Raw genomic sequence first — 17,908 nt, forward strand, 5'->3', positions numbered from 1 at the left:
CGTTCATAGCGATCAAGGGTTCCAATACACGTCCTACGCTTACCATGACATGCTGCCGAAGGTTGGCGCCCAAATCAGCATGTCTCGGAAAGGCAATTGTTACGATAATGCCTCTATGGAGAGCTTCTTCTCGCATCTCAAAACGGAAGGGCTCTATCCTTATCATATCCGAAGTTTGGACGAGGCACAAAGGCGAATTGAAGAATATATTCATTTTTATAATCATAATCGACCACAAAGAAAGCTAAAGAAGCTGCCGCCAGTAGAGTACCGACGACAGCTTGCTGCTTAGGTGTTTTTTCTATGTCCACTAAATGGGGTCTTGACCACCGAACCTCGGTGCTTTTTTTTACCTGCTATAGATAGGTGCTATCTGATAGTGAAGTTGACTCCGTATATCGGCAAATTAGCTTTTGCGGCGACACGCTGTGAAGAGAAGTTGTCACAGAACGTGCTGTATAACGGGATGGCTCCGATCCTGCGGACCGCTTGAGCCCAGCTTGCAACTACGTGAGCTGCGTACCCTCTACCACGAAAGTCGTGAAGTGTTTCTAGCCCAGCCTCATGAGCGTGACAAGAAATACGAACACTCCGGCATAGCGATACAATCTGCTCATGGTGAACGATTGCGACACAAGGCTGTGCATACTCGATTTCTGAGGCCAGCCACTCGAATCCACTGTAATCCCATTTTGTTATATTTTCTTTCGTGATCGTTACTGGCTTCTCCGAACCCGCATCCGCCAAGCTGGTATCAGGTACATAGTAACAAGGCCCCATTGTGAAATGTTCAGCATGCAGGAGGCTCATATAGGATTCATAGTGCTTCGGTGTTGCATGAATATCACGAATTGCGGGTTCAACCTTGATTAATGACTCCAGTTGTTCGACTACCGAGCTTGGAACATCATGGCGAAATCTACATATCGTCTTGCCATCCATGGTTCGTCCTAAGAAAAAGCGAGGAGCTGGACGCTCACCAGGCCACGGCTCGTTAATCGAGCGAAGCTGCATCTTGTCATCATGTGTAAACAGGGCTTCAGCGTGCATGTTCATAAGCTTATAAGAAGACATCAGATTTGTTTCTGGATTTTCTTTTTTCGTTTGAATGAGTAGCACCCCCAAGTTGTTATTGATTTGCATCGTACCCTAATTCTTTATCTACGTGTACCTCTGCTTCCTGTTTCATCGTGATTCTAAGGAAAAGTCTTGCGTTATGCGAATGCAGTATGCAGCCATCGCAGTGTTGCACCCTAGTGTGACGTTTCCAAAGAGTGGATAAGGCACTCTGTATACAGGTGGTCGAAGTAAAGAATAGCTTGTAATGAAAATTAGCTTGATGGATTAGGTCTTGATTGTTATGATAGCAAAAATAAATGGTAGGAAATAGCTAATAATTTCAAGAGAGGACGGTGCTGATGATGCCATATTTACATGGAAACCGCATCACATTACGCGAATATCGCAGAGAAGATTTGGGGTGGATTCGGAAATGGGCAAATGATGAGGAGATAACGAATACACTGAGTGATATTTTTTTGTATCCGCATGCGGAACAAGATACGGAAGCCTTTCTAGAAATGATGATTGACAGTTCGTCTAAATCGAAAGGCTTCGTCATCGCTGATCGGCAATCGTTGGATTATATCGGTCAAATTGATTTGCATCAGATTGACTGGAAAAATCGCTCCGCCGTACTTGGCATCGTGATCGGCCGCAAAGATATGCTTGGTGCCGGTTATGGCAGGGAAGCGATTCGACTGATGCAGAAGTTTGTATTCCACTCCTTGAATTTGAACCGGCTGGAGCTGGAAGTGTATGCATTCAATGAGCGGGCGCATCGTTGTTATATCAGCTGTGGCTTCAAGGAGGAAGGGAGACTCCGCCAGAAGATGTTCAAGGACGGAAAGTACACGGATGTTATCGTGATGAGCGTGTTGAAGGACGAATATGAGCAGATACAGCATGATGGGAACTGACCTAAAACAGCTGAAAGGTGATGCATATGGCAATGATCCCACCATGGGAGCCTGAGCAGCAGCGCTATGCGTTAGCGGAACGGGTATACCTGCTGAAGGCGGATAAGATCGAATGGGGAATATACTGCTCTGTTTATTATAATTCAGAATATAACGGTTTTTTCAAGGATCAAAGATATGAATTTGAAGGATGGCGAGATCCCTTCTGGATTTATGAAGGCGAAGCTCGCATCGGCGGGGTAGTGATAGCGCCCAATGTCATGTTTACACTCTTCTTCATCCCGCCATTCAGAGATGAACGGCGCATCGTGCTGTTATTGAAGGAAGCGCTAATCAGCTGGTCTGATCTAAGCAAGGATATTATCATATTCGAGGTACTGCCAGATCAAGTTGAGCTGCTAGGCAGGGCTGGCTTCTGGCCATCAGCATTCAGATGCCGCTGGATGCAGCGGCCAACCGAAGCTTTTGAAGTAAAGTGGGAAGATTGCTTTGTTGTGGAGACGCCAGAAATGATCCAGCAGGATGGCATCAATCAACTGCGGAACGAGAATGACATTGCGAGGCTCTTATATCGAAGTTTTGCCGGTGCAGGTTCGATAGATGCCATTCGCAGACAGCAGACGGATATGCAATTCTATCAAGAGGATATCCGCGAATATGTGTCTTACACGAATGACTTGGTAAGGAACGCCTCGACGATCGTTGTCGATAGTCATACGAATGAAGTGGTAGGCGCATGTCTCGTGTCCATGCAAGGAAGTTACCCAGCTATTTATAATATTGCCGTGCATCCTTCCTATTCGGGGCAGGGGATTGCTACAAGAATGCTTCAAACGGCATTATCTAATTTGAAAGGGCACTATCCTGTTCTAAGACTGTATGTGATGCAGGGGAATACAGCGGAATCGGTATACTACAATCTTGGTTTTATGCCTGGGCCAATAGAGGTTCAGCGCATGTATATTCCAGCACAAACTGATCGATTAGATAGCAATCGTACATAACTGTCAGCAACTCCTAACAGGGTAGGCGAATCGCTAGATTCGCCTCCTGTGCATTTTTGCATGATCACACATTTCCGGGATGAACGATGAATACTTACAAAGGTGGCGAGAAATAGACATGAAGGTGCAGGGATTGAACCATCTATGCTTCTCTGTTTCTGATTTGGAGCGCTCGATTTCATTTTATGAGCATATTCTTGAGGCGAAATTAGTCGTGAAGGGGCGCAAGCTGGCATACTTCGATTTACATGGATTATGGATTTCGTTAAATGAAGAGCAAGACGTACCACGCGATGAGATTCACCCTACCTATACCCACATTGCTTTTACTGTAAGCGAACATGATATTGATGAGATAAAGACGAAGCTTGTCCAATACGGTGCTCGAATACTGCCTGGAAGAGAGCGCGATGAGCGGGATAAGCGGTCGATCTATTTCACAGACCCAGACGGACACCGATTTGAATTCCACTCCGGTCAATTGGCGGATCGCTTGGACTATTACAAGGACACGATGCCGCATATGACTTTTTTGGAATGAATGAATCCATATTCAACTAATACTATTTAGAGAGATTATTTCGGTTGATCGCTAAAAGAGAAGGATGACGCCTATATTGAGAATGTTCATAAAGGAAATAAGCGCTGCATCAAGACTAGTCAGAAGAGGTAATGATCATTATCTGATTAGATAGGGAGTGTTTTTTACCCATGCGAACGCTGAAGAGCTTTATGAAGATGGTGCTTGAATTGATGTTGGGGTTATTTTATGGCATATTTCGCCGAGGAGAGCACTACGACAAGGAGACAGAACATCTACGTGGTGTCCGCTATGGTGTATTTATTGCTAGTTTGCTTATCGCATTGGTTATCATCGCGATGATTGTGTATCCGAGCAGTTTGTAACATACAAGGGAGCGTACAGCATTGGTGAATATACAACCTGAGATTGAAACTATACTGAATCGATATATCAAGTTAATAGACGAATATAAGCAGGATTGGCTAGAGGGTTTGTATGTCTATGGCTCAATTGCGTTAGGGGATTATTCGTTATCATTAAGCGATATTGACTTCATTGCGATCACTCGTGAACGACTGAATGCAGATGAGATCAGACAAATGGCTATTATTCATGCGAAAGTAAGGCGGTTTGCTCCAAAGCCTAATATGAACGGGATCTACTTGACTTGGGAGGATATAGGCAAGTTGCCTCATGAAATTGCGTCGTTTCCCTATTATTGTGATGGGAAGATGAACCGAGCAGGTTATTTCGAGCTCAATCCTGTGACCTGGTATGAAATGAAGCATCACGGCCTAACAATCGTTGGGCCGCCTGTGGCTGAATTGGATATTCCCTTAGATATGAACTTGTTCTTGTCTGACATGCATGAGAATTTGAACACCTATTGGGCGAATTGGATACAGAGATCAATACCGTTCTTGTCGATTCATTCCTTCCTGCTGCTCAATCGTGCTCAAGTTGCATGGGGTGTACTTGGTGTAACCAGACAATGGTATACGTTCCGTGAAAGAGCGATTGTGAGTAAGGCTGGAGCGGGGGAATATGCATTGAGCATAGTTCCTGCGCGGTGGCATAAGATTCTGCAAGAATCGATCAACGAAAGACGAGGCATCGGGGAGTCTCACTATGCTTCGAAGTGGGAGAGGAAGCGGGATGCCTTGGCGTATATGACTTATTTGCTGAATGAGTGCAACCATTTGTTCGATAATGAGCCTAGCAGTGTAATTTGATTGGTAACGCAATTATAATATCGATGTATTTCTGAAGATTCGGGATCGCGGAGGAGTGAACTCGAGTCTTTTTTATTTTTCTCTATGATAATCATTATCAATGCTATATAATGACATAGATTGTTGATTATGATTATACCGACATAGAGAAATGAGGGAATCGATTGCTGCGAAGGTTTTTCTCCTATTATCGTCCTTACATGGGGCTGTTCTTCTTAGACTTTACCTGTGCGGTATTCGTCGCATTACTTGAGCTCGGGTTCCCGCTGGCAGTGAACCAGGTTGTGGACAAGCTGCTGCCAACGGGGAACTGGACGTGGATCGTATGGGCTTGCATTGGCCTGCTCGTGATCTATTTGATTAATATGGTGCTGCATTTTGTCGTCACGTACTGGGGGCATATGCTCGGCATTAACATTGAGACAGATATGCGCAAGAAAATGTTCGAGCACCTGCAGAAGCTGTCATTTCGTTTCTTCGATAACAATAAGACAGGGCAGCTGATGTCCCGCATGTCAAATGACCTCCTTGAAATCGGAGAGGTAGCCCACCATGGGCCGGAAGATTTATTCATTGCGGTGATGACACTGCTCGGCGCATTTGGTCTTATGCTAGGGTTGAACTGGAAGCTGGCCGTGTTGACGTTCGTCGTTGTTCCGTTACTATGTTCCATCACGATCTATTTCAATAAGAAGATGATGGGGACATTTCGGAGAATGATGACAGACCTTGCTGATTTCAATGCTCGCGTAGAAGACAGCATTGGCGGCATCCGCGTTGTTCAAGCCTTTGCTAACGAGACACATGAGAAGGAGTTGTTCGCAGAGAACAACGGCCGCTTCCGCAAGACGAAGCTGTTATCTTATCGCATCATGGCGTGGAATACGTCAATCAGTTATATTTTGATGCGTATTGTAACCGTATTTGTACTGCTATGCGGTACATGGTTTGTCATTCAGAAGGAATTATCTTACGGAGAGTTTTTGGCGTTTATTTTGCTGACGAACGTATTCCTCGGCCCGATCCAGAAGATTAATACCGTAATCGAGAGTTATCCGAAAGGAATCGCTGGATTCAAGCGCTATGTAGAGATTATCGACACCGAGCCTGACGTGAAGGATAAGCCGGATGCAGTGGATGTGGGCATGCTGCGCGGCAATATTCGGTTCCAAGATGTTACGTTCGGTTACGAACGGGATCGTCCTGTTCTGCGCGGCATTAACGTTGCCATCAACGCCGGCGAGACGGTTGCCTTCGTAGGGCCGTCGGGCTCTGGCAAGACGACGCTCTGCAGTTTACTGCCGAGATTCTACGATGTGCTTGAAGGCAGTATTACGGTAGACGGCGTTGATATTCGCGATTTGAAGCTGCAATCGCTGCGCAAGCAGATTGGCATCGTGCAGCAGGACGTCTTCTTGTTCGCTGGAACCATTCGTGAGAATATCTCATATGGGCGTCTTGGAGCCTCCGATAAGGATATTTGGGAAGCAGCACGGCGCGCGCGACTGGATGACTTCATTCGTGATCAGCCGGACGGCATGAACACAGTAATTGGCGAGCGTGGGGTGAAGCTGTCGGGAGGTCAGAAGCAGCGCCTTGCCATTGCGCGTATGTTCTTGAAGAATCCGCCAATCCTTATCTTGGACGAAGCAACATCTGCACTTGATACGGAGACGGAAGCAGCTATCCAGCAGTCTCTAGCGGAATTGTCGGAGGGACGGACAACGCTAGTTATCGCTCATCGCTTGGCAACGATTAAGAATGCCGATCGTATCGTAGTTGTAACCGATAAGGGAATTGTAGAACAGGGTGGTCATGACGAACTGCTTGCCGTAGGCGGCGTGTATAGCCGACTGCACAAGGCGCAATTCAGAGAATAGCATCTAATTTTATGTGCTGACCATACTTGTATATTTGTATGATAAAATGAATTAGATTTTGAAGCCTGATTCACGCATGATTGCGTTTCGAATCAGGCTTTTTGTTTTGTTCGATTAGGGTACTTGGAGCACTTCCAACAGGTGGTTGTGTGAGGATAATTTGCAATGATCATAATAGTACCTTGACTGTCGTAGTACTTTGATCTATATTGTTATTGAGGAGGTGATCCTTGCATGAATGCGAAGCTGTCTTCCGATTTGCTGCGCGGCCATACGGATACAATTATTTTGAAGCTGCTGATGAGCGGAGATAAATACGGTTATGAAATATGCAAGCTGGTGCACAGTGGATCAGACGGGCAATACGAGCTGAAGGAAGCCACAATGTATTCCAGTCTGAAGAGGCTGGAGTCAGAAGGAAACATTACTTCCTATTGGGGCGACGAGACACATGGCGGTAGACGGAAGTATTACCGCATTACGGACAAAGGGCGCGTCACGTATACAGACAATAAGCAGAATTGGGAATATGCGAAGAAAATATTAGATATTTTGATATAAGTGCGTGATCAAAAGCGGACTTTTTGAACAACCTCTATAAGAAAGGTGGAATATGCGATGAATGAGCGACTAAGACGATACTTGGACAGCGTCTTTTCCCCATATGAAGATTTGAAGCAGATCCAGGAACTGAAGGAAGAACTGCTGTATGATTTACAGGAGAAGCTGAGCGATTTGAAGAAGGAGGGTTATGATGATGAGGCAGCCTATCTTCTAACGATTGAATCGATTGGTGAGATTTCTGAACTCATTGAGAGTATTAATTCGCAAACGGTTCAGCTGCAGCAGAAGGTGGGGATGGACTTTTCGAAAAGCAATTTGGAATACTCTGATTTCAAATCGACTTCTGTGCATGATGGGCAGTTCAATTACAGCAATTTGAAAGGATCGGATTTCAGCTATTCGGATTTAACGAACAGTTCTTTCAAGTGCAGCAGCTTGGATCAGGTCAACTTTACAGGGGCAAATTTGTCAGGTGCGCAAATAGTGAAGTCAAGCGCGAGAAAAGCGATTTTCACAGATTGTATTTTCGAGAATACCACGTTCAAGTCCTCTGATTTCTCTGGCGTGAGCTTCGACAACTTAACATTCAATGGGGTTGTGTTTGATTATGCTGGATTGCGAAAGACAACATTCCGCAATGCGGTATTCAACAATGTGTCCTTTAAGACAGATGTGAAGAAGACGATTTTCGACGGAGCGACGATGGATAAGCTGACTTATGCGCTGCTGAAGAGCTATAAGGCTGATTTGTCCAATGTAACGGTGCGCTAAGAAGCTTGGTGAGTCTGCGTAAAGGATGAAGAATTCATAATGTGAACTTACCTGCGGGCCATTAGGCAGCGGGTAAGTTTTTGTATATTATGGGGGGGTTAGAGCCGTACACCTTATCGGTACGCTGCCCTCTCCTTCTTCAGCTTGAAGGCGATCCCTATGAACAATTACTTCGAATCGATTGTGATTAACTTCATAGACAATCATGCTGCTGATTGCTAGAAATGATACATATGTAACATTTGGCAAAGATAATAGGGGGGGCAAGTCACAGCATGAGTGGAAAATCTGTTGCACCAGTCAGTCAAGATTATATCATCGAGCAGGTCAAAGAGAAGTATAGCTGTACCGTCTTGAAATGCGAAGGACGTCCTGTGCTTGAATTCAAATCCGAACAGGAACTTCATGAAATTACGGATTATGTACAGCACAACTTCGAAATGGAATTAATGGATGTATTTTTTACGGCCATTGAGAGTTTGCAGCCAGAAGAGTAGGAAGCTCATATGGGGAGGATTATCTACCAACCCTCCCATGTTGTATAAGGCTAAGAAATGCAGCATGTTACAGTGGAGTGGAAAGACCGCGAAAAGACACCAATTGATGCCAAAATGAATTTTTTTGTGATAAATGACCGGGTAGCAATGTGTTTTGGTGTACAATAAGATATATTACGTCATTACGCAGCTATTGAGGTGTAGAAATATGATTATTTTGAAAAGTCAGCAAGAAATCGATGCAATGCGCGAATCGGGGAGACTGCTTGCGCAGGTGCATCAAGAGCTCGCAGGTATGATTAAGCCTGGCGTGACCACACATGAGATCGATCAGTTCGTGGAGCGCTATTTGCATAAGCATGGTGCAACGCCTGAACAGAAGGGATATCACGGCTTTCCGTTTGCGACATGCGCATCTGTGAATGATGTGATCTGTCACGGGTTCCCGAACAAAGAGCCATTGAAGGATGGCGATATCGTAACCATTGATATGGTCGTAAATTTGAATGGCGCTCTGTCTGATTCAGCGTGGAGCTACCGTGTCGGTGAAGTATCGGAGCAGGCAGACAAATTGCTCACCGTTACGGAGAAATGCTTGTATCTCGGCATCGAGCAGGCGGTTCCAGGCAATCGACTCGGAGATGTCGGACATGCGATTCAATCCTATGCAGAAGCGAATGGATTCTCGGTAGTAAGAGACTTCATCGGCCATGGTATAGGCAAGGATATGCATGAGGAGCCGCAAGTACCGCACTATGGTTCTCCAAATCGCGGCATTCGCTTGAAGGAAGGCATGGTCATTACGATCGAACCGATGCTGAATACGGACCGCTACCATGTGAAGCTCGACAGCGACGGTTGGACTGCACGTACAGCTGACGGCGGTTTGTCGGCGCAATATGAGCATACGATTGCGATTACGAAGGATGGTCCAGTTATTTTGACAACCTTATAAGTGGAAACAGCTGCGAGCAGTTGTTACACGCGTCATGTATGTGAGCATGTGCAAGCGCCCTCTGGTGGAGATCATCCCATTTAGAGGGCGCTTTCTCTTTTTGTATCCCGGTTAATTTATATGTTGAAGGATTTGTCAGAGTGATTATAGAATGGATATATCTGTATATCGCGAAAAGGGGGATCAATCAATGATACATATACAGACAGTTGCACGAACTCAACTTAATGAGTTAGCGGAGTTATATACGGAGCTCGATAACAGTGAGACGAACATTGAAAGGCTAAGAGAAAGATTTACTGCGCTGCAATCGAACCCAGACTATACATTCATAGGTGCAGTAGATGATTCCGGCAAGCTTGTCGGCTCCGTAATGGGGATTCGCTGTTATGACTTAACAGGTCAATGTCGCTCGTTCATGGTGCTGGAAAATATGATCGTCAGCAAAAGCTATCATCGAAAAGGCATTGGACAACTCCTCGTAGATGCGATTGAGAAAATTGCCGTAGAAAGCGACTGTCATAGTGTCGTTCTTTTATCAAGTGCGTGGAGAACGGATGCGCATCAATTTTATGAGAAGCTTGGATTTACGAAGGATACGGCATATGGCTTTATTAAGCCATTGAACTAAGCAATGACGCAAGAGAAGGAAGAGATCTTGCAACGACTTCGCAATTAAAGGGGGATGTCGATGAAATCGTATCGGACGAACAGCAGCGATGGCGTAGGCATACATGTTCTGGATACGTTGGATGAAGCAGATCTGTCTATTACCCCATTGCTTATTTGCCCAGGATTGTCCGAGAGCGCGGAGGAATTTGAAGCACTTATGGAATTCTTGCTTCCACGAAGATGTGTGGCATTGTCGTTCCGTGGACGAGGACATAGTGACACACCGCTCACTGGATATGGCTTGGAGGAGCATGTGGCCGATATCGAGAAGGTTGTACAGACCGCTGGATTGATTCAATATCACATGTACAGCCACTCAAGAGGAGTATCCTATGCGTTGGGGTATACGAGAGCAGAAAAGCCGCATATACGCAGTCTGCTGCTTGATGATTATCCGCCTGAGCATCGGGCCATGAGCGAAGCGTGGGCCGAAGAATACTTACATGAATACATCATTCCGCACGAACGCTTACCGCACATTCGGCAGGAAGCGATTATCGGAATTCATCGTGATTCTGAATATGCTGCTCTTGAAATCATGCTTCCACAGCCTGTTCTAGTTATGCATGGTATGCTGGATGATTCAATGATTACGGAAGAAGATCTGAATCGTTACAAGTTGATGTGCGCGGATCTGACGGTGCGGCCCTTCGCTCACTCTGGGCATGGAATTAGAATGACGGAAGAACAAGGATTGTATGAGACGATTCGAGACTTTTTGAATCAGTGTGACAAGTGAGCAAGGGCAGGGCTCGGGAACTTTTACAACTTTTATAATCGGATCTGAGGTCGAGCTAAAAAGGTGAAAATTAAAGATGATGCAGGGAGAAGGAGTGCACTGTTCCTTCTCTTTTTTATATTGGGAATAAGTCTACGATTGTTGGGAAGGTGGCTAATAAAGTTCACCGATTAGGCATAATTGAGGTGTTGATCTGCATAACAAATAAATGGTACAATATGGCATATATTATAAATCTCTGGTGGTGTACGGATGTCAAACTTTTGGAATGCAGTCATCTCCGGCTCCAAGCAGCAGAAGATTATGCTTGGTGTTTTTGTATGCCTATTCGTCGTCACGCTCCTCGAACTTGAACTCATTGATATGATGACCATTCATTATCATTCAACGGGCAGAACATCAGGCAATGGCAACATAGGATTGATTGCAATCCTCCTATTTCTTCCGTTCTACCTCTTGTTGCTGTCCCTCATTGGTACTGCATCAGGATTCGTTTATATGAATCGGTTGAGTAATAAGAAGTCCAACAGCGGGTTTCTCATTTTCCTCATTGGAATATCGATTGGATTAGGATTGGTACAGCGCTTTGTGTTTATGAGAGAGGGCGTACCCGATGATGTTTCGAACAATTCCTTATTGGATTATTTGCTCACTCCGTATATGAATTCTGCTTTCTTCAATCTATTCACGTATTTATTAGGGATTATTTTCACGATTGTGTTCAGTTACTTCATTGCACTTCTCATTCATTCCCTCCGTAACAAGCAGGAAGTAGCGGAACATGGTTCTCAATAGAAGAATAACTTGTCTTTGTTGCCCTATGATGCGCTCTACAGGCAAGCAAAGGCGAAGAAGCACACCTCAGACTTCCACAACAAACAACTCGTTCTTTCTTTACACACGAAATGATATTTTGCCCCCAACATGTGATTTTTCCATTTTTATATGTGCATGACAGTGCTCCAACTATTCTTGATCTTCCAATTTCATCGGATGTCTTCGATGGATTGATTCATCTTGCAGGTAATAGTTATTCCTCGTTTTGTGAGTTGGAGGTATGAATTTCAGGATGAGGATCATATGGATGACTGTATTGTGTTTCTGTGTCATGTTGTCCACAATCGGCTGCTCGTCAACAGAATGGCAGCAGTACACGAAGTTGGCCGAAGCATTTAAGCAAGCACAATACGATATACCCGATTATACGCAAATTACAGGACATGTGGATCAGCTCCTCGGGAGATACGAGAGGATTAAGCCTTTCCTGACCCGAGAGACATATAACCAACTGTATCGAAACCGAACTCTGGCCATTGCGTTAGGTACAGCCAAGAAACAGCAATGCAATATCGAAGTGACTTCATTTCAGCTAGAAGAACAATCTGAGACTGAGGCTGAACCTAAGACGGTGAAGTCAATGTCATTTACGTATTCCATGACCATGCAGCTGCGTGATGCACAGGGACAGCTGATTGAAGTGATCGAAGTGCCGGCAGGTCAGATGGATTTTGCAATCCAGGATGGGGGATTGTTCATATTGAGTGATCGGGATGGAGAGCCATTAATGAGCAAGTACAACTAGGAGGTTGATTGTCATGATTATTAAAATGCAAACGGACGTATATCGTTCGATTGCACAAGACTCGCTGGGCTGGAAGATGATTGAGCCTATAATTGAGCGAATCAAGGGCAAGGATCCTATTGAGAAGTCACAGGTGTATGCTAAGTTGACCGAGGGTCAAAAGGCGCTGTTTATGTTTTTTGTGTTTCATAAGCATACTGAATCTATCGATGAGTTTTATTGGTTTTCCTCTTATTTTGTAGGTGATCTACGGGCGTGGCAGGCCTTGAAGAAGGGCATGCGGCAATTTGAGGATGAAGGCATGCTGCGCTTGTATGACCAAGTAGAAGCGTTAGTGGAGTCATACAATCGCAAGCCAGACCGATCTTGGCGCGAAGCGATCGTTGCTGATTTGGAACAAAATGAGGAACTCTACGTCAAGGTATCTCACCTTTATGAAGCGTACAAGAAGCAAGCACCAGCGACGCTTGAACACATCCATCATTATATTCAGCATAACGTAGAAGAATTTGTTGAGCTTGTAACGTAATTATCAAAAATTATTAGCGCATATGCACACTCTCTTACTTTTAAATAGTTATTTTTTACAACATTTCCGTTATAATAATCTATGGAGTATCTAATAGAGAGGGTGCATATGAGATGAAATTTAGTGATTACACATATGTCCGACCTGATGCGAAGTTAATTGAGCAGCAAATTAAACAATTGATCAGTTCTTTTGAAGCTGCGGAAAGCTTCGAACAGCAAGATCGCATCATGTCAGACATCAACAAGCTCCGCAGTGAATTCGATACGCAAGCGCAGTTGGTATCCATTCGCCATTCGATCGATACAAATGACGAATTTTACAAAGCAGAACAAGAGTACATGGATGAAGTAGGTCCCGTTATCCAAGAATACATAACTGACTATTACCGGGCGCTAGTGAATTCGAAGTATAGAGCGGAGCTCGAGGCGAAGTGGGGCGTTCAACTGTTCCAGTTGGCAGAGAAGATGCTTAAGACATTCAGCCCTGAGATCATTGAAGACTTGCAGCTGGAGAACAAGTTGTCGACAGAATATTCCCAATTGATTGCTTCTGCGAAAGTTCTATTCGAAGGGGAAGAGCGCACGCTGGCACAGCTGACACCGTTCGAGTTGTCCACAGATCGCGATATGCGCAAGCGTGCTTCTGAAGCGAAGTTCGGCTTTATGTCCGAGAACGAAGCGAAGTTCGACCGTATTTATGATGATCTGGTTAAGGTGCGTACGAAGATTGCGAAGAAACTGGGCTACGAGAATTATGTTCAGCTTGGATACGACCGTATGTGCCGTACCGATTACAATGCGGAAATGGTAGCGAACTTCAGAGCGCAGGTGTTAGAACATATCGTGCCAGCAGCTACGAAGCTGAAGGAGCGTCAAGGCAACCGGATCGGCGTTGATCATATGTACTACTATGATGAGTCGTTTAACTTCAAGACAGGGAATGCGACGCCGAAGGGTGATCCAGATTGGATTGTACAGAACGGTGCTAAAATGTATGAAGAATTGTCGCCAGAGATGAATGAGTTCTTTACGTTTATGCGTGAGAACGAGCTGATGGATCTTGTCAGTAAGAAAGGCAAGCAAAGCGGCGGGTACTGTACATTCTTGAGTGAATATGGCGCACCGTTTATTTTCTCCAACTTCAATGGTACATCCGGCGATATCGATGTTTTGACACATGAAGCGGGCCATGCGTTCCAAGTGTACGAGAGCCGTCATTTCGAAGTGCCAGAATACAACTGGCCAACGTATGAAGCTGCCGAAATTCACTCGATGAGCATGGAGTTCTTCACATGGCCATGGATGGAGCTGTTCTTCCAGGAAGACACGGAGAAGTATAAGTTTGCTCATTTGGCTGACGCGCTGTTGTTCATCCCATACGGAGTAACGGTGGATGAATTCCAGCACTTTGTATACAGCAATCCGGAAGCAACACCTGCGGAGCGCAAGGCTGCTTGGCGCGATATCGAGAAGAAGTACTTGCCACACAGAGACTATGAAGGCAATGATTACTTGGAGCGCGGCGGATTCTGGCAGAAGCAAGGCCATATCTATCAGTCGCCTTTCTATTATATCGATTACACATTGGCACAATTGTGTGCATTCCAATTCTGGAAGCGCATGAATGAAGATTGGAAGTCCGCTTGGGCAGACTATCTGAAGCTGTGCCGTGCAGGAGGAAGTCAATCCTTCACAGGTTTGGTACAAGTAGCGGGACTGATCTCACCATTCGAAGATGGCTGTATTGCTTCGGTGATCGGGGACATTGAGAACTGGTTGAATGGTGTCGATGATGCAGCATTGTAAGCAATCAGCATTGAATCGTAAACGATAAGAACAATTAGACCACAAGCACGAGTCGTGCTTGTGGTCTTTGCATAAGGTCGAATTTTAGCTGTTTTCCCTTTATTGCAAATTGATGTACTGGTAATATTAGGGGAGAGGGGTTCGTAGATAGTATTTTTACTTCTTCCATGTACGGCTATGAAAGGGCGGGTAGAGTAAAGCTAAAGTGTTTCGGAACTTCATGTGGTGCAGCCGGCTTCTATTTTCTACAATATTCCCCACCAAAATAATCTATGGATTATCTAATAGAGAGGATGCATAAGAAGATGAAGTTTAGTGAATACGCATATATCCGATCGGATGCGAAACAAATTGAACAGCAAATGAAACGACTGATCAGTTCCTTTGAAGCTGCAGAAAGCTTCGAGCAGCAGGATGACATCATGTCTGACATTAACAAGCTTCGCAATGAATTCGATACACAGGTGCAATTGGTATCTATTCGCCATTCGATCGATACGAATGATGAATTCTACAAAGCCGAGCAGGAATACATGGACGAGGTAGTTCCAGTAATCCAAGAATACATAACAGACTACTATCGGGCGCTTGTGAATTCGAAGTTCAGATCAGAACTTGAACAGAAATGGGGCATTCAGCTGTTCCAGTTGGCTGAGAAAATGCTCAAGACGTTCAGCCCTGAAATAATTGAAGACTTGCAGCTGGAGAACAAGCTGTCAACCGAACATTCTCAATTGATCGCTTCTGCCAAAATCCCATTCGAAGGGGAAGAGCGTACATTGGCACAATTGACACCATTCGAGCTGTCTACAGATCGTGACATGCGTAAGCGTGCATCTGAGGCGAGGTTCGGATTCATGGCGGAAAACGAAGCGAAGTTCGATCGCATTTATGATGATCTGGTGAAAGTACGTACGAAAATTGCAAAGAAGCTTGGCTACGAGAATTTTGTTCAGCTTGGATATGACCGGATGTGCCGTACGGATTATGATGCGAACATGGTCGCGAATTTCAGAGCACAGGTGCTGGAACATATTGTGCCAGCTGCAATGAAGCTGATAGAGCGCCAACGCAAGCGGATCGGCGTTGATCAAATGTACTACTATGACGAATCCTTCAAATTCAAGACAGGCAATGCAGCACCGAAGGGCGATCCAGAATGGATCCTTGAGAACGGAGCGAAGATGTATCAAGAACTGTCTCCGGAGATGAACGAGTTCTTCACTTTTATGTGTGAGAACGAGCTGATGGATCTTGTGAGCAAGAAGGGTAAGCAAAGCGGCGGTTATTGCACATTCTTAAGTGAGTTTGGCGCGCCGTTTATCTTCTCCAACTTCAATGGTACGTCTCATGATATCGACGTATTGACACACGAAGCGGGCCATGCGTTCCAAGTGTACGAGAGTCGTCATTTCGAGGTTCCGGAATATAACTGGCCAACTTATGAAGCGGGAGAAATTCATTCGATGAGCATGGAATTCTTCACATGGCCTTGGATGGAGCTGTTCTTCCAGGAAGATACAGAGAAGTATAAGTTCGCTCATTTGGCGGGCGGATTGCAGTTCATTCCACACGGTGTATCTGGAGATGAGTTCCAGCATTTCGTATACAGCAATCCGGAAGCAACACCTGCGGAGCGCAAGGCTGCTTGGCGCGACATCGAGAAGAAGTACTTGCCGCACAGAGACTATGAAGGCAATGATTACTTGGAGCGCGGCGGATTCTGGCAGAAGCAAGGACATATTTATCAATCGCCATTCTACTATATCGATTACACCTTGGCGCAATTGTGCGCATTCCAATTCTGGAAGCGTATGAATGAAGACTGGAAGTCCGCTTGGGCAGACTATTTGAAGCTGTGCCGTGCAGGTGGAAGTCAATCCTTCACAGGTTTGGTACAAGTAGCGGGACTGATCTCACCATTCGAAGATGGCTGTATTGCTTCAGTGATCGGGGACATTGAGAACTGGTTGAACAAGGTTGACGATACTGCCTTGTAAGCCTTCAATTGAAGTAGTAATGAAGGCCACAAGCGAAATAGTACTTGTGGTCTTTGCATTCGGAGCAGATGGAGTAACAGTGGAAGAGGATTGGGAATTACAGGGTTCGTAATCGTGTGCGGTCGTGTATAATATAGCTGTGCAAGTTATAGAAAGATAACTGGGTTGGTTGAGGAAGGAGGGATAGCATGAAGATGAAGTGGCTAGGCATCGCGTGTGGAAGCTGTCTGCTTCTAACACTTATTTTAGTAAGTGTAGCTAGCCTAACCACAGCTGGCAAATGGCTGGGCCTCACAGCTGCAATCCTGATTGGAATAGGCGCCTTATTATTTGGCGTGTTTGCCGATCCGAATCAGGCACGATATATCCACCATACGAGCAGTAAGGACGAGCGGCAGAACCGTGAACGGTGGGGAACCTTGTTTCTAATCATGTCCACCCCATTTATTGTGCTATCTCTGATTTTATTAGCAATTAGCCAATAGCTTGGGTACGAACTTTCGGTATCAGAAATCATGGATTAACTAGTCAACAGGAGATTCAATCATGCACTTTGTATTGTTACTTGTAGCAGGGCTTTTTGCCATTTTTTTAGTGTCTAGCATCATTCGGCATGATTATCGCAATATCGTATTTCAATCTATTGTTCTCTCGGTAATGCTTCTGCTGTATATCGTATTCCGCAAGGATCAGAAGCGGAGTAATGAATTCGTGATTTGGTTGTACTTGAATCGTGAGCAGCTTCGACAAGAAGGAACCAACTATGAACAATGTCTAATTGATCACGAATCCGAATTCGTGCAGTATGAGGTCTGTCTATCCTTCGGGATATTCAGCTATCGAACGAAAACAGGCTATTATGTGAAGGGTTATCATCTGACACCGCTTCTGAATATGGCGTTCAGTCTGTATACCTTCGTATTTGGCTGGTGGGCGCTCCCAGCTGGGCCTATCAATACGGTGCGTGCACTAGGTTTTAATCTGTTAGCCAAGCCGAAGAAGCTGGAAGAAGTACTGACCGAGATTGAGGTAGAAGTGAACGATGCGCTGTGTAAGGAAGAACAGAAGAGAATGAAAAAGCAGTCTCGCATGTCGAAGGAAGAACGTGTGTTTGACAACCAACAATAACGACAACAATTCTGTGCATATTGCTGTGGCATCTGCATGGTAGAA

The 17,908-nt window shown here is 45.0% G+C and carries 21 protein-coding genes; 20 read left to right on the forward strand and 1 reads right to left on the reverse strand.

Annotated features, from left to right (window positions below; genetic code table 11):
- Positions 1-292: integrase core domain-containing protein (locus BLS15_RS21320; RefSeq protein WP_139170706.1), on the forward strand; the 292-nt coding region annotated here is incomplete at its 5' end.
- Between the two features lie 77 nt (positions 293-369).
- On the opposite strand, the gene aac(2')-IIb is transcribed toward BLS15_RS21320, so the two are convergent.
- The gene (gene aac(2')-IIb, locus BLS15_RS21325; RefSeq protein WP_254777384.1) at positions 370-1,143 is read right to left on the reverse strand and encodes a kasugamycin N-acetyltransferase AAC(2')-IIb; all 774 of its coding nucleotides are present in this window, start codon (positions 1,141-1,143) and stop codon (positions 370-372) included.
- Positions 1,144-1,421: 278 nt separating this feature from the next.
- Between aac(2')-IIb and BLS15_RS21330 the strand changes: the two genes are divergently transcribed.
- The 19 genes from BLS15_RS21330 to BLS15_RS21420 all read left to right on the forward strand — a co-directional run bounded on the left by BLS15_RS21330 (position 1,422) and on the right by BLS15_RS21420 (position 17,863).
- Positions 1,422-1,979, forward strand: a complete 558-nt coding sequence (locus tag BLS15_RS21330; RefSeq protein WP_028531539.1) for a GNAT family N-acetyltransferase — start codon at positions 1,422-1,424, stop codon at positions 1,977-1,979.
- A gap of 32 nt (positions 1,980-2,011) precedes the next feature.
- Complete coding sequence (locus BLS15_RS21335; RefSeq protein WP_021255097.1) at positions 2,012-2,983, forward strand: GNAT family N-acetyltransferase; 972 nt, start codon at positions 2,012-2,014, stop codon at positions 2,981-2,983.
- A gap of 118 nt (positions 2,984-3,101) precedes the next feature.
- Entirely contained in the window at positions 3,102-3,524 is a 423-nt protein-coding gene (fosB, locus tag BLS15_RS21340) for a metallothiol transferase FosB (protein WP_021255096.1), read from the forward strand.
- Between the two features lie 170 nt (positions 3,525-3,694).
- On the forward strand, positions 3,695-3,889 hold the full coding sequence (locus BLS15_RS21345) for a hypothetical protein (protein ID WP_090513662.1): 195 nt from the start codon (positions 3,695-3,697) through the stop codon (positions 3,887-3,889).
- A gap of 24 nt (positions 3,890-3,913) precedes the next feature.
- Positions 3,914-4,738, forward strand: coding sequence for a nucleotidyltransferase domain-containing protein (locus BLS15_RS21350; protein WP_090513779.1), 825 nt, complete (start codon positions 3,914-3,916; stop codon positions 4,736-4,738).
- 164 nt (positions 4,739-4,902) lie between these two features.
- Positions 4,903-6,618 (forward strand): ABC transporter ATP-binding protein, encoded by a 1,716-nt coding sequence (locus BLS15_RS21355; protein ID WP_090513665.1) that lies wholly within the window; start codon positions 4,903-4,905, stop codon positions 6,616-6,618.
- Positions 6,619-6,852: 234 nt separating this feature from the next.
- Positions 6,853-7,179: a PadR family transcriptional regulator gene (locus BLS15_RS21360; RefSeq protein ID WP_090513668.1), complete on the forward strand. Its 327-nt coding sequence runs from the start codon at positions 6,853-6,855 to the stop codon at positions 7,177-7,179.
- A 57-nt stretch (positions 7,180-7,236) separates the two neighbouring features.
- Complete coding sequence (locus BLS15_RS21365) at positions 7,237-7,953, forward strand: pentapeptide repeat-containing protein (RefSeq protein WP_090513671.1); 717 nt, start codon at positions 7,237-7,239, stop codon at positions 7,951-7,953.
- Positions 7,954-8,228: 275 nt separating this feature from the next.
- On the forward strand, positions 8,229-8,450 hold the full coding sequence (locus BLS15_RS21370) for a hypothetical protein (RefSeq protein ID WP_044355742.1): 222 nt from the start codon (positions 8,229-8,231) through the stop codon (positions 8,448-8,450).
- 208 nt (positions 8,451-8,658) lie between these two features.
- Complete coding sequence (map, locus tag BLS15_RS21375) at positions 8,659-9,405, forward strand: type I methionyl aminopeptidase (protein ID WP_090513673.1); 747 nt, start codon at positions 8,659-8,661, stop codon at positions 9,403-9,405.
- 190 nt (positions 9,406-9,595) lie between these two features.
- On the forward strand, positions 9,596-10,036 hold the full coding sequence (locus BLS15_RS21380; protein WP_090513676.1) for a GNAT family N-acetyltransferase: 441 nt from the start codon (positions 9,596-9,598) through the stop codon (positions 10,034-10,036).
- A 60-nt stretch (positions 10,037-10,096) separates the two neighbouring features.
- Positions 10,097-10,816 (forward strand): alpha/beta fold hydrolase, encoded by a 720-nt coding sequence (locus BLS15_RS21385; RefSeq protein ID WP_021255086.1) that lies wholly within the window; start codon positions 10,097-10,099, stop codon positions 10,814-10,816.
- Between the two features lie 252 nt (positions 10,817-11,068).
- Positions 11,069-11,611, forward strand: coding sequence for a hypothetical protein (locus BLS15_RS21390; RefSeq protein ID WP_021255085.1), 543 nt, complete (start codon positions 11,069-11,071; stop codon positions 11,609-11,611).
- A gap of 289 nt (positions 11,612-11,900) precedes the next feature.
- Positions 11,901-12,398: a Tim44 domain-containing protein gene (locus BLS15_RS21395; protein WP_021255084.1), complete on the forward strand. Its 498-nt coding sequence runs from the start codon at positions 11,901-11,903 to the stop codon at positions 12,396-12,398.
- Between the two features lie 13 nt (positions 12,399-12,411).
- The gene (locus BLS15_RS21400; protein ID WP_021255083.1) at positions 12,412-12,927 is read left to right on the forward strand and encodes a hypothetical protein; all 516 of its coding nucleotides are present in this window, start codon (positions 12,412-12,414) and stop codon (positions 12,925-12,927) included.
- A 113-nt stretch (positions 12,928-13,040) separates the two neighbouring features.
- Positions 13,041-14,735, forward strand: coding sequence for a M3 family oligoendopeptidase (locus BLS15_RS21405; protein ID WP_090513678.1), 1,695 nt, complete (start codon positions 13,041-13,043; stop codon positions 14,733-14,735).
- A gap of 305 nt (positions 14,736-15,040) precedes the next feature.
- Positions 15,041-16,735 (forward strand): M3 family oligoendopeptidase, encoded by a 1,695-nt coding sequence (locus BLS15_RS21410; protein WP_021255081.1) that lies wholly within the window; start codon positions 15,041-15,043, stop codon positions 16,733-16,735.
- 188 nt (positions 16,736-16,923) lie between these two features.
- The gene (locus BLS15_RS21415) at positions 16,924-17,220 is read left to right on the forward strand and encodes a DUF5316 family protein (RefSeq protein WP_021255080.1); all 297 of its coding nucleotides are present in this window, start codon (positions 16,924-16,926) and stop codon (positions 17,218-17,220) included.
- A 61-nt stretch (positions 17,221-17,281) separates the two neighbouring features.
- Positions 17,282-17,863 (forward strand): hypothetical protein, encoded by a 582-nt coding sequence (locus BLS15_RS21420; protein WP_021255079.1) that lies wholly within the window; start codon positions 17,282-17,284, stop codon positions 17,861-17,863.
- Positions 17,864-17,908: the final 45 nt, after the last annotated feature.

Source organism: Paenibacillus sp. cl6col (assembly GCF_900102125.1).
In the GTDB taxonomy this organism is placed as follows: domain Bacteria; phylum Bacillota; class Bacilli; order Paenibacillales; family Paenibacillaceae; genus Paenibacillus_B; species Paenibacillus_B suaedae.